Origin of the sequence: Neisseria sp. HMSC064E01, from assembly GCF_001808875.1 — a bacterium.
Lineage (GTDB): Bacteria > Pseudomonadota > Gammaproteobacteria > Burkholderiales > Neisseriaceae > Neisseria > Neisseria sicca_A.
Genome location: NZ_KV794936.1, coordinates 397 through 13,040 on the forward strand (window position 1 = coordinate 397; position 12,644 = coordinate 13,040).

General features: G+C 51.3%; 9 protein-coding genes. 6 read left to right on the forward strand and 3 right to left on the reverse strand.

From position 1 onward, the window contains the following. The first annotated feature begins 156 nt into the window (after positions 1-156). The 4 genes from HMPREF2572_RS06635 to HMPREF2572_RS06650 all read left to right on the forward strand — a co-directional run bounded on the left by HMPREF2572_RS06635 (position 157) and on the right by HMPREF2572_RS06650 (position 7,104). Positions 157-828 (forward strand): TetR/AcrR family transcriptional regulator, encoded by a 672-nt coding sequence (locus tag HMPREF2572_RS06635; RefSeq protein WP_070497109.1) that lies wholly within the window; start codon positions 157-159, stop codon positions 826-828. 20 nt (positions 829-848) lie between these two features. Further along, positions 849-1,904, forward strand: a complete 1,056-nt coding sequence (locus tag HMPREF2572_RS06640) for an HlyD family secretion protein (protein ID WP_070497112.1) — start codon at positions 849-851, stop codon at positions 1,902-1,904. 367 nt (positions 1,905-2,271) lie between these two features. Continuing rightward, complete coding sequence (glgX, locus tag HMPREF2572_RS06645; RefSeq protein WP_070497115.1) at positions 2,272-4,272, forward strand: glycogen debranching protein GlgX; 2,001 nt, start codon at positions 2,272-2,274, stop codon at positions 4,270-4,272. 351 nt (positions 4,273-4,623) lie between these two features. Then, on the forward strand, positions 4,624-7,104 hold the full coding sequence (locus HMPREF2572_RS06650) for a glycogen/starch/alpha-glucan phosphorylase (RefSeq protein WP_070497118.1): 2,481 nt from the start codon (positions 4,624-4,626) through the stop codon (positions 7,102-7,104). 166 nt (positions 7,105-7,270) lie between these two features. Here HMPREF2572_RS06650 and HMPREF2572_RS06655 read toward each other — a convergent pair whose 3' ends face one another. Next, positions 7,271-7,951, reverse strand: coding sequence for an energy-coupling factor ABC transporter permease (locus HMPREF2572_RS06655; RefSeq protein WP_070497123.1), 681 nt, complete (start codon positions 7,949-7,951; stop codon positions 7,271-7,273). Between the two features lie 138 nt (positions 7,952-8,089). On the opposite strand from HMPREF2572_RS06655, the gene HMPREF2572_RS06660 reads away from it, so the two are divergent. Together HMPREF2572_RS06660 and greA are read left to right on the forward strand one after the other, a co-directional pair. Then, positions 8,090-11,239 carry a DNA translocase FtsK gene (locus tag HMPREF2572_RS06660; RefSeq protein ID WP_070497125.1) on the forward strand — a complete coding sequence of 1,050 codons (3,150 nt, stop codon included), beginning with the start codon at positions 8,090-8,092 and terminating at the stop codon, positions 11,237-11,239. A 197-nt stretch (positions 11,240-11,436) separates the two neighbouring features. Next, a complete protein-coding gene (gene greA, locus HMPREF2572_RS06665) occupies positions 11,437-11,913 on the forward strand; it encodes a transcription elongation factor GreA (RefSeq protein ID WP_070497131.1) in 477 nt (158 codons plus the stop codon). A gap of 79 nt (positions 11,914-11,992) precedes the next feature. On the opposite strand, the gene HMPREF2572_RS15055 is transcribed toward greA, so the two are convergent. Then, positions 11,993-12,202, reverse strand: a complete 210-nt coding sequence (locus tag HMPREF2572_RS15055) for a hypothetical protein (protein ID WP_246827782.1) — start codon at positions 12,200-12,202, stop codon at positions 11,993-11,995. Positions 12,203-12,217: 15 nt separating this feature from the next. Further along, complete coding sequence (locus HMPREF2572_RS15060; protein WP_246827783.1) at positions 12,218-12,358, reverse strand: hypothetical protein; 141 nt, start codon at positions 12,356-12,358, stop codon at positions 12,218-12,220. Positions 12,359-12,644: the final 286 nt, after the last annotated feature.

Here is a 12,644-nt window from a genome sequence, read left to right on the forward strand (position 1 = left end):
GTCCTGATTTAAAGTTAATCCACTATAAAATAAGAGTTGGTTGGCATTTGTATCGGGCAGGGTTGGGATGATGTGTTGACGGTTGATGGCAGCGTCCGCAGGCAGCCTGATATTTCAGAAGATTTTTGTTTCATTTGGGTCTTGGATATTTGTCCTATGACAACAATACAGGCAGATGAGGTGAAGATAATGAACGGTGTAACCAGTGCGCAATTTATTTCCGCAGGCATTCATTTTTATCCCCGATGCGGCTACAAGCGGCTGTCCGAGCAGGCGATCGCGGAGCATTTGAATTCGAATTTGGAAACGTTCAACAGGATGTTTGCCGATAAAGACGAATTTGTGAAGGCGATGTTGATTGAGTACAGCAATCGGGCTTTGGGGCGGGTGTCGTTCGATTTTGCCCAAAATATCGAAGATACGGAGCGGCTGTATCAGATTGTCTGGCGGCTGGCGGTGACGATACGCGAGCATTTGGCGTGGATACACAGGATGCTGCTGGACAGTGAAGAAGGCGTGGATTTAATTACCAAAGCGTTGAAAAAGCAGCATAAGATGCTTGCCTGCGGGATGATTCAGCATATTAAGGCGTGCAACGGCAGGGAGGATGTGTCGGAACTGGCTCTGTTTAATCAGTTTGAGTTTCTCAACGGCGCGGTTATCTCGCCGATGATTATGAACACGCGCTACCGTATGCTGGGGATACTGACCGATGAGATGAACGGGCGGCATGAGGATTTGCTGACCGATTCGTCCATCCACCAAAGGATAGATTGGGCGTTTGCCGCGCTGTTTCCGCATTACCGCTCTAAGGCGCGTCCGTTTTGACGATTAAGGTGTAACGCAACATGAAAAAAGCTGTTATTGCTTCTCTTGCCGTCGCGCTGGCTGCGGGCGGTGTGTGGTATGTCCTTCAAAACCAAAAAGAAACCCTGCCGGCATGGATTGCGCAATCCAACGGGCGGCTGGAGCTGAACCGCATTGATGTCGCCAGCCTGTATCCGGGGCGGGTGAAGGCGGTATTGGTGGAAGAGGGCGCGGACGTGAAAGAGGGCGATATTCTGGCGGAACTGTCGTCTGAAACCAGCAACAGCCGTTTGGAAGAAGCGCGGGCGGCGGAATTGCGGCAAGAAGAGGCGGTCGGGCGTGCCAAAGCCGCCGAAGCGCAGATGAAGCAGACGGTTGCGCGCGCGCAGGCAAATGTGGACGCGAACAGGCAGCAGCTGCGCGTGGCGAAAATGGAGCTGGACAATGCGCGCAAATTGCTTGCCGACCAGCTGGTGTCGCAATCGGAAGTCACCAAACGTCAGGCGGATTATGAGCGTGCTGTTGCGGCGGTCAAAGCAGCCGAAGCGGCGCGGGACGAAGCGCGGGCGACGGTGGCGCAAAGTGCCGCTGCACAAGCAGAAGCACGCGCCGGTGTGGAACAGGCGAGGGCGGCAGTCAAATCGGCCACATCCGCCAACGATGATATGAACATCCGCGCGCCGATAGCCGGCAGGGTGGAATACACTATTGCGGAAGCGGGCAACGTGGTCGCGGCGGGTTCGAAAGTGGTCAGCCTGCTTGATCCTGCCGATGTTTCGATGAATATTTTCCTGCCGACCGACAGCATGAGCCGTTTGAAAGTCAATGATGATGCGCGTATCTGTTTGGACGGCATTGACGCGGTGTTTCCCGCCAAAATCAAATTTATCGCGACGGATGCGCAGTTTACGCCCAAGTCGGTGGAAACGGTCGATGAACGTGCGAAGCTGATGTTTAAAGTGAAATTGCAAGTGCCGCGCGAAACGGCGGTGAAATACAACCGCCTGCTGAAAGGCGGGCTGACGGGCAATGGTTTCGTAAAAACCGACGCTAAGGCGGCTTGGCCTGCCGAGTTGGCGGTGAGGTTGCCGAATTAATAGCGCTCAAATTCGGACGGCCTCAAATTAAAACAAAGGTTTATGGCTAAAAGAGGTCGTCTGAAAACGGGATTTTGCTTTTCAGACGACCTCTTTCCCTTCAAGCATCACCACTATATAGTGGATTAACAAAAATCAGGACAAGGCCGACGAAGCCGCAGATAGTACAGATAGAGACCTTTGCAAAATTCCCCAAAATCCAGATAGTACGGAACCATTCACTTGGGTGCTTCAGCACCTTAGAGAATCGTTCTCTTTGAGCTTAAGGCGAGGCAACGCCGTACTGGTTTAAAGTTAATCCACTATAAAAAGAACATCTATCCGGAAGCGCAGCCCGAAGCGTCTCCATCAAATCAGGACAAACAAAATGAAAACCAAAACATGGCGCATTGAAGAAGGTGCGCCTTATCCGATGGGCGTGTCGCTGACTGAGGAAGGGGCGAATTTTGCGCTGTTTTCCATCCATGCCGAAAAAGTCGAGCTGTGCCTCTTTGACAAGGGAGGGGAAACTCGTTTGGAAATGCCTTCGCGGCGTGGGTCAGTATTTTACGGCTTTGTGCCGGAGGTTAGGGCAGGGCAGCGGTATGGTTTTCGTGTTTACGGACGTGCTGATGCGCCAGGCGGCTCGTGTTTCAACCCGAACAAATTGTTGATTGACCCGTATTCCAAAAAAATCGACGGCAAACCGAGTTATCGGGATGATGAGGAAATGGCGTGGTTCCGTCCGGAAGACGGGCGGGACAATGCGGCGGTGGCGCCCAAAAGCGTGGTGGTGGGCGACGATGATTTTGATTGGGGTGACGAGCACCGCCCGAACCATCCGTGGGGCAGGACGATAGTGTATGAAGCCCATGTAAAAGGGTTTACCAAGCAGTTCCCCGATTTGGAACACGCGGGAACGTATCAAGCCTTGACCGATCCGCGCGTGATTGATTATTTGAAAACTTTGGGCGTTACCGCCGTCGAGCTGCTGCCGGTACACCAGCATTTGGACGAATACCACCTGCAAAAAATGGGCTTGAGCAATTATTGGGGCTACAACACTTATTCCCATTTTGCCGTCGAGCCGTCTTATGCCGCCGATGCTGAACGCGCGGCGAAAGAGTTCAAACAAGCCGTCAAAACCTTGCACCAAGCAGGTTTGGAGGTGATTTTGGATGTCGTATACAACCATACCGCCGAGCAGGATGAAAAAGGCCCGATGCTGTGCCAGCGCGGCATAGACAATGCTTTGTGGTATTGGCTGAAGCCCGATGGCAGCTATGAAAATTGGTCGGGCTGCGGCAATACGTTGAACATCGTCCGCCGCGACGTAACCCGTTGGGCGGCGGACAGCTTGCGCTATTGGGCGGAGGAGTTTCATGTGGACGGTTTCCGCTTCGACTTGGGAACGGTATTGGGGCGCGAACCCGATTTTCAGGCTTACGGACGTTTTTTTCAGGTGGTGTATCAAGACCCCGTGTTGGCACGCTGCAAATTAATTGTCGAGGCGTGGGACATCGGCGAAGGCGGCTATCACTTGGGCAATTTCCCGCAGCCTTTTGCCGAGTGGAACGGACGTTTCCGCGACGATATGCGCGCGTTTTGGGTGTGGGAAAGCGGCAATTTGGGCGCGTTTGCCGAACGTCTGGCGGGGTCGTCTGATATTTTCAACCACAGCGGCCGCCATCCTTCCGCCAGCATCAATTTCATCACCGCACACGATGGTTTCACACTGCACGATTTGGTCAGTTACAACGAAAAACACAACCATGCCAACGGCGAAGACAACCGCGACGGGCATAACGAAAACATCAGTTACAACCACGGCATTGAAGGCGAAACCGAAGATGCGGCGGTTTTGGAAGACCGCTCCTACACCGCCAAAGCCTTGCTTGCCTCGCTGTTCCTTGCCAACGGCACGCCGATGCTGTTGGCGGGCGACGAGTTCGGCAACAGCCAACAGGGCAACAACAACAGCTACTGTCAGGACAACCCGATTACTTGGCTGGATTGGCAGCAGGCGGATGAAGCATTGCAAGGCTATACGCGCGATTTAATCCTCCTGCGTCAAGAAGTTAAATTACTGGGCGATGATGTTTGGTGGGAAAAAGAGCGCGTCGGCTGGCTCAATGCAGAATGCGAACCGATGAGCGAGCTTTGTTGGCACAATCGCAGCGCAAAAGCCATGCAGATTGTTTTGGACAATGAATGGCTGCTGTTGGTCAACGCCAAACGTAGTCAACAGTTATTTAACCTGCCTCAAGGAAGTTGGCAGCTTTCTTGCGTACCATCTGAGAAGTTTAATTACAATAAAGACGGTAAATTGACAGTCGAACATATGGGTATTTGGGTTTTGCATCGTACAAACGCATCACCAGATAAGTAATACTTTTTAGCTAGTTAGATGTTTTTAAGAGAAAAACCTATTATTCATGCTGTCTTAGTTATAATGCTGGAGATTAGTAATAAATTTACTTGATTGACTTTGCTTGACGGAAAATAAAGGCATACGGCTTTTCAGACGACCCTAGACCGTCAGAAGATATAGTGGATTAAATTTAAATCAGGACAAGGCGACGAAGCCGCAGATAGTACAGATAGAGACCTTTGCAAAATTCCCCAAAATCCAGATAGTACGGAAAGGCGAGGCAGCGCCGTACTGGTTTAAAGTTAATCCACTATACAAACCGATAAATTCCCCGCTTCATCACCCCATCCTCAACAGAGAAAGGCTATCATGGCTAAGAAAAAACAACCCATTTCAGGTTTTGATTATGTCATGCCGAAACCGGATGCCGAAACCATCCGCAAGTCCATCGTCTATAAATTGATTTTTATTTTGGGCGTCGATCCGAAAGAGGCGACCGAACACCAATGGCTCAACGCCGCCATGCTCGCCGCGCGCGACCTGATTGCGGAAGACTTCCTGCAAACCCGCCGCGCCCACATTGACAACGGCAAACGCATGGTTTACTACCTCTCCATGGAATTCCTGTTGGGACGCGCCTTCGTCAACGCTTTGATTAACGAAGGCGTTTATGCCGAATTTGAAGAAGCGTTCAAACAATTGGGCAAAGAGTTCGCCGATGTCTGCGAACAAGAACAAGATCCCGGCTTGGGCAACGGCGGTTTGGGTCGCTTGGCTGCCTGCTTCCTCGACTCGCTCGCCACCTTGCGCATTCCCGCCATGGGCTACGGCATCCGCTATCAATACGGTATGTTCAAACAAGAAATCGTGGACGGCCAGCAGGTCGAAAAACCCGATTTGTGGCTTGACCAAGATTTGGCATGGCAAATCGGCCGCCCGAACAAACAATATGCTGTCAGCTTCAGCGGACAGGTCATCAATATGGGTGACAAAAAAGAATGGCATCCGAGTGAAGAAATTTCCGCGATGGCATACGATGAAATCATCCCCGGCTACGGCGGTGACGTCGCCAACCCCTTGCGCCTGTGGACGGCACACGCCGGTAATCGCTTCGATTTGGCAGACTTCAACCGCGGCGATTACGCATCCGCCGTCCGTGCGCAAAACAGCGATGAAAACATCTCACGCGTCCTCTATCCGAACGACTCCACCGACAGCGGTCGCGAACTGCGCTTGAAACAAGAATATTTCCTGGTTTCCGCATCCGTACAAGACATCGTAGCGCGCCACAAATGCCGTTTCCCCAGCATTAAAAACCTTGCCGACAAAGTCGCCATCCATCTGAACGACACCCATCCCGTGCTGGCAATTCCCGAGCTGATGCGCATCCTGATTGACGAAGAAGGCATCGCGTGGACCGAAGCATGGAATATGTGCTGTAAGATTTTCTCTTACACCAACCACACCCTGATGAGCGAAGCCTTGGAAACTTGGCCGGTTGATTTGATGGGCCGCCTGCTGCCGCGTCATTTGGACATCATCTTTGAAATCAACGCCTACTTCCTGAACGCCCTGCGCGCCATCGGCAACTTCGACGACGACTTCGTCCGCCGCGTATCCATCATTGATGAGACCCACGGCCGCCGCGTCCGCATGGCATGGTTGGCAGTCATCGGTTCGCACAAAGTCAACGGCGTGGCGAAAATCCACTCCGACCTGATGACGACTTCCATTTTCGCCGACTTTGCCAAAGTGTTCCCCGAACGCTTTACCAACGTAACCAACGGCGTGACCCCGCGCCGCTGGATCAACATCGCCAATCCCGAATTGACCCGTTTCCTCGACAAACATTTGGGCGAACAAGACTGGCGCCTGCATTTGGACAACCTGACCAAGCTCAACGAAAAAGTTGACGATGCAAGCGTACAGGCAGAATTCGGCGCAGTGAAAAAAGCCGCCAAAGAACGCCTCGCCAAATACATCGAAACCGAATTAGGCATCAAAGTGAACACGGACGCATTGTTTGACATCCAAATCAAACGCATCCACGAATACAAACGCCAAGCATTGAATTTGATGCACATCGTCGACCGCTACAACAAAATCTTGGAAAACCCGGATTTGGACTGGCAACCGCGTGTCTTCATCTTCTCCGGTAAAGCTGCATCCGCTTACTACATGGCGAAAAAAATCATCCGCCTGATTAACGATGTAGCCAAAACCATCAACAACGACGAACGCATCCGCGATTTGATTAAAGTCGTCTATATCCCGAATTACAGCGTCAGCCTCGCCCAAATCATCATCCCCGCCGCCGATTTGCACGAACAAATCTCATTGGCAGGTACGGAGGCATCGGGCACCAGCAACATGAAATTCGCCCTCAACGGCGCGCTCTGTATGGGTACGCTGGACGGCGCGAACGTCGAAATTTTGGAAAAGGTCGGCGCGGACAACTGCTTTATCTTCGGTAACACCGTCGAGCAAGTGGAAGAAATCCGCCGCAACGGTTACGACCCGTTAAGCTACATCGAGCGCGACAACGACCTGCGCCGCGTCGTCAACCAAATCAGCAACGGCACGTTCTCACCGGAAGAGCCGAACCGCTACAACGACGTCCTGCAACCTTACGGCGACTTCTATCAACTGATGGCGGATTTCCGCAGCTATATCGACACGCAATACAAAGCGGACGAACACTACCGCGATGTTGCCGCGTGGCGTAAATCCGCGTTGATCAACATCGCCAATATGGGCTTCTTCTCGTCAGACCGTTCCATCGCCGACTACTGCCGCGATATTTGGTACATTCAGCCGCTGACTTTGAAAGAGCTGCCTAAGCACCAATAAAGTGGATATCGATTAAGCAGTAAACAGGAACAGCCGATACGGGAAAGTATCGGCTGTTTTGGTTTGTATGGATCAGTTTAAAGAGAACATATGAAAAAGGTCGTCTGAAAATCAAATTTGTTGAATAAAACGCTTCAAAATAGTTTTCAGACGACCCTTGAGATGTTTACCAGATTTTATTGCTGGATTTCAAATATCGGTTGTCGTCAAAAGTGTTGATCCATTGCGGTCTGAGCGCAATGAAAATGGCGGTAGTGATGCCGCTGAGGAATGCTTCCGCCCAAGCAATCAGGATGAAAATGGGGAGGGCGGTAGTCCAAAGTACCGATGTCGGAAAGGCATGGCTGAGATCCAAAACGCTGACCAGCACCAGTCCGGTCAGCATCATACCTACGGCGGATGCGATGAAGCCGTTGACAAAAATAAAGATAAAAATATTCGCAGGAAGACGGTTGACTAAGCGGCAAGAGAGTTGATTGACGACAAGCGGTGGCAAGAGCAGGGCGAGGGCGTTGACGGGATAGGCATATCCGTCGCCACCGTTGAACAACAAAAGATAAGGAAGGAGCAAAGCCGAACCCAGCCATAACGCAGCAGGCGCACCAATCATCAGCGCAACCAAATTCATGGCAAGCAGGTGATAGCTCATTTGCGCAAGCTGTCCTTCGTCAGTCATCGCATTCAGACACCATGCGGTCGTCAGTATCAGGGCGGAGAGGATGGAGGCGGAATGGTGTTTCTGCATGGATCGCCATGCCGGACGCGCGCAAGCGAGAAGCAGAATGGACAACAGCAGCCAAGCAGCGGCCAAAATCGAACTGGAGAACCATGCGGCTTGAAAATTCATACGAAACCAGACCGAGGGTAAATATTCAGACGACCTGCATTATACCCCGCAGACGAAATTCGCGGCGGACTTGTTTTGTTTAGTGCTGAAACACGCTAAAATAACAACCTTTGCCGTTTATTTCAAGGGAAACAGCGAATGTTTTGGACTGTGCTGATTATCATTTTATTGTGTGCCATTTGCGGCGTATTTTGGCTGCACAGAAAACAAGAGCGTGAGTGGCAGCACGAATTGGCGCGCTTAGAGCGCGGCTTGCAAGAGGGCACATATATTCCTCACGATCAGGATGCTGATTCTCCACATCAATTTTCGGAAGATGCCAAAGCAGCATACGGAAAAACCATCGCACGTCTGCGCCTGATGGCGGCGCGTTACACTCCGCAGCAAGAGCAATCAATAGAAGAACAGGTAAACGCCGAAAACGAAGAAACTGAAGCCGGTATGCCAGATATAGCGGATTTCTTTGAAAGCCAAGAAGCAAAGCGCGCATATTATCAAGAGGCTGACGTCGAAAGGTCGTCTGAAAATTCACCGGCAGAACCTGTTTACCAATCCGAAACCCGCCAACACCACGCATCCGAAAGAAAAGATGCGCCATATATCGTTCCTTTCGTCGAAACTGAAGAGCCTGAATATATTCCCCGTATCGTTAAAGACGAAGGCTTTGAAGAAATTACTCTGGAAGAGGCAACCCGTTCGCTCAATGAAGCGGCATTGCAGGAATGGGAAGAGCAGCAGACCGTAAGCCATCCTACTGAGGATTGGAGTAGCGATGAAGAGGAAATCCAGCTTATCCGCGCGTCGGTTACGCCGATGAAAGGTTTGCAGATTATCGATTTCAACGATCCCGTATTGCGCCGAACCCGTGAGCGCGTCATGGCAGGCGTCAACGGCATTCAAATCCCCAAAGCCAGTGCGCCGCATATCGAAACCGTGCAAACCGCGCTGCGCACGGCGGAACGCGAAGCCATTTTGCCTGCCGTTGATAATCTGGACAGCCGTGCAGAGATTGATGTGACCGACATCCGAAATACATTGGCGCGAAGTACGGCAGCCCGCCAACGCCTTGCCGCCGCCGTTGCGCCTGTGCGCGACTTCCAGCCGCAAATCATCCAAAACGATGAAATTCTGGCAAACCTGATTCCTGCAAGCCGCCGACGGACGGTCCGCCACGCTGAAGCGGCGGCGGAAAAACTGGCACGCAAGCAGCAATCTGCTGCCGCACAGATGAAATTGTCGGAAGAAACCAATCCGCAGCCCGAGCAAACGGTTGCGCCTTCGGTTGTACGCAAACCGCTGTTCCCGCCTAAAACAATTCGCACCGAACCTGCCGCTGCGCCAAAAGAAAAAGCCGTCTATATTTCAAGACAGCCTGCCCCTACTGCAACCGTAGTCGAGCCACCTGAAGTGCCTGCCGTCATCCCAACGCCGATTGATATTCCGGAGCCGCCCAGCTTTACGCCACCGCCTGTCGCGCCGGAAATCTTTGAGCCCCAGATGATACGTTCTGGCTTGGAAATTCCTACTTTCCCTTCCGAAGTCAACGCGCATGTCAGCGACAATCCCGTCCGTTCGATTCATGATTATTTAATCAGCGAATCTGAAACTGAGGATGAAGTTGCAGGCGAAGATTTACAGAGCAACACTGAAACTGAATCCGTCCGTACGGAAGATGCGGAAATTTCTGCTTTTGAACATCATCAGTCGGTACATCATTCCGATCATACGGCTGCTTATACTGCTGATGATTTTGATGAGGATTCGGAAGAGGATACCCAAGCATTTTACGAATTTTCAGACGACCTGAGCCAACCTCTGCCGACCACAGACTTGCTCCTTCCGCCCCAATTCGACCCTGCCGCGACGCAGACCGAAGAAGAATTGCTGAACAACAGCATCACCATCGAAGAAAAACTGGCGGAATTCAAGGTCAAAGTCAAAGTCGTGGATTGCTATTCAGGTCCGGTGATTACACGTTACGAAATCGAACCTGATGTCGGTGTGCGTGGCAGTTCAGTCATAAATCTCGAAAAAGACCTCGCCCGTTCGCTTGGCGTTGCCTCTATCCGCGTTGTCGAAACCATTCCCGGCAAAACCTGCATGGGTTTGGAACTGCCGAACCCGAAACGGCAAATGATACGCCTGAGCGAAATCTTCAATTCGCCCGCGTTTACCGAATCCAAATCCAAGCTCACGCTCGCGCTCGGTCAGGACATTACCGGACAGCCCGTCGTTACCGACTTAGGCAAAGCGCCGCATTTGCTGGTTGCCGGTACGACCGGTTCGGGTAAATCGGTCGGCGTTAACGCCATGATTCTGTCCATGCTCTTCAAAGCGACGCCTGAAGACGTGCGCATGATTATGATCGACCCGAAAATGCTGGAATTGAGCATTTACGAAGGCATTCCGCACCTACTCGCGCCTGTCGTTACCGATATGAAGCTGGCGGCCAACGCGCTCAACTGGTGCGTCAACGAAATGGAAAAACGCTACCGTCTGATGAGCCATGTAGGCGTGCGCAACCTTGCTGGCTTCAACCAAAAAATCATGGAGGCCGCCGCGCAAGGCATAAAAATCGCCAACCCGTTCAGCCTGACGCCCGACAATCCCGAACCTTTGGAAAAACTGCCGTTTATCGTCGTCGTGGTTGACGAATTTGCCGATTTGATGATGACCGCAGGTAAGAAAATCGAAGAACTGATTGCCCGTCTCGCCCAGAAAGCCCGCGCGGCAGGTATCCATTTGATCCTTGCCACACAACGCCCCAGCGTCGATGTCATCACAGGCCTGATCAAAGCCAACATCCCGACACGTATCGCATTCCAAGTGTCCAGCAAAATCGACAGTCGCACGATTCTCGACCAAATGGGCGCGGAAAACCTGCTCGGGCAAGGCGATATGCTGTTCCTGCCGCCCGGAACAGGCTATCCGCAACGTGTTCACGGTGCGTTCGCTTCAGACGACGAAGTACACCGCGTAGTCGAATATCTGAAACAATTCGGCGAGCCCGATTACATCGACGATATTCTGATGAGCGGCACAACCGACGATCTGCCGGGCATCAGCCGCAGCAGCGACAGCGAAGTCGATCCGATGTATGACGAAGCAGTCTCTGTCGTTCTGAAAACGCGCAAAGCCAGCATTTCCGGCATCCAGCGTCAATTACGCATCGGCTACAACCGCGCCGCCCGCCTGATTGACCAAATGGAAGCAGACGGCATCGTTTCGCCTGCCGAAACTAACGGCAACCGTACCGTTTTGGCGCAAAGCAGCGAACATTTGGACTAAAACCACACCAGAGCAGGGAAAAAGCCGGTTGCCATTGCAGTTTCCCCTGATTTTGGTACAATACCGCCATTCATTCTTACACAGACAAGCCGCCGAGATTTAGGCGGCTTGTATTTTTATTTTCATTTTGCGGACTATGTTTACCGCGTATTTACCAGGCAAAAGCAGCCCAAACGCTTTTGCGGAGAAGACAAACCATGCAAAAAATTCCATTGACCGCGCGCGGCGCAGAATTGCTCAAACAAGAATTGCAACGCCTCAAAAGCGTCGCTCGCCCCGAAATCATCGAAGCCATCGCCGAAGCCCGTTCACACGGCGACCTGTCTGAAAATGCCGAATATGAAGCCGCCAAAGAAAAACAAGGCTTTATCGAAGGTCGTATTTCCGAGCTGGAACACAAACTATCCATGGCACACATCATCAATCCTGCCGAAATCCACGCCGAAGGCAAAATCGTCTTCGGTACGACCGTAACGCTGGAAGACTTAGAAAGTGAAGAACACGTTACCTATCAAATCGTAGGCGAAGACGAAGCGGACATCAAAGAAGGCAAAATCTATGTCGGCTCTCCCATCGCCCGCGCCCTAATCGGTAAAGAAGAAGGCGACGTAGCCGAAGTACAAGCCCCCGGCGGCGTTCGCGAATACGATATTATTTCGGTTCAATATATCTAATTGCCCCGAATATTATTAATATAAAAGGTCGTCTGAAAACGAGATTTCCGTTTTCAGACGACCTTTTTGTGATTAAAACTCAATCCTCCGCTTTATGAAGCAAAGTAATCAACGCCTCCTGCTTTTCCGGCGACAGCGTGCGGAAATATTTCAACAACAACGCCTCTTGCGGGGAAACTGCCCCACCTTCTTCCAACATTCGTCCGTGCCGCAACCATTCTCCGCTGGTATCCAGCCATTTCGCCAGCGTTTCGATTTTATCGGGCGTCGGAATCGAACGTCCGACCAACCAATGATGGAAAGCCTACGTACTAACGGATTGATTGGGATGGCGCAGATTGAAGCGGTTGGCAAGGCTGGCGTTGGAAAGATTATCCAAACCCGCCAGTCTGATTGCGGTTTTCAAGCGTTCACTAAAATCAATTTTGTCTTGTTCGGTATGCATAATTAAGAATTATGAATAGCCGATTGTTGCAAAAATTAACAGTTCTGTTGTTTTTGTAAATTATTTGCTTGATATTTTAAAATAACTGGTTGATAATACATTAGTATTTTAATTATCAACCTACCCATTACAAAGGAAGCATCTATGTCTTTAAAAAAAGTAAGCACAGTAACCGTTATCGCTTTAAGCTTGGCAGCCTGTGGTGGAGGTGGAACGCCATCTACACGACCAACCAATACCAATATTGAAAATACAAAAGCCGAAGAAGCACGTAAAGCCGAAGAAG

Excerpts from the sequence above, each read along its gene's own strand:
- HMPREF2572_RS06635 (WP_070497109.1), top strand. The coding sequence starts at position 157 with ATGACAACAATACAGGCAGATGAGGTGAAGATAATGAACGGTGTAACC.
- HMPREF2572_RS06640 (WP_070497112.1), top strand. The coding sequence starts at position 849 with ATGAAAAAAGCTGTTATTGCTTCTCTTGCCGTCGCGCTGGCTGCGGGC.
- glgX (WP_070497115.1), top strand. The coding sequence starts at position 2,272 with ATGAAAACCAAAACATGGCGCATTGAAGAAGGTGCGCCTTATCCGATG.
- HMPREF2572_RS06650 (WP_070497118.1), top strand. The coding sequence starts at position 4,624 with ATGGCTAAGAAAAAACAACCCATTTCAGGTTTTGATTATGTCATGCCG.
- HMPREF2572_RS06655 (WP_070497123.1), bottom strand. The coding sequence starts at position 7,951 with ATGAATTTTCAAGCCGCATGGTTCTCCAGTTCGATTTTGGCCGCTGCT.
- HMPREF2572_RS06660 (WP_070497125.1), top strand. The coding sequence starts at position 8,090 with ATGTTTTGGACTGTGCTGATTATCATTTTATTGTGTGCCATTTGCGGC.
- greA (WP_070497131.1), top strand. The coding sequence starts at position 11,437 with ATGCAAAAAATTCCATTGACCGCGCGCGGCGCAGAATTGCTCAAACAA.
- HMPREF2572_RS15060 (WP_246827783.1), bottom strand. The coding sequence starts at position 12,358 with ATGCATACCGAACAAGACAAAATTGATTTTAGTGAACGCTTGAAAACC.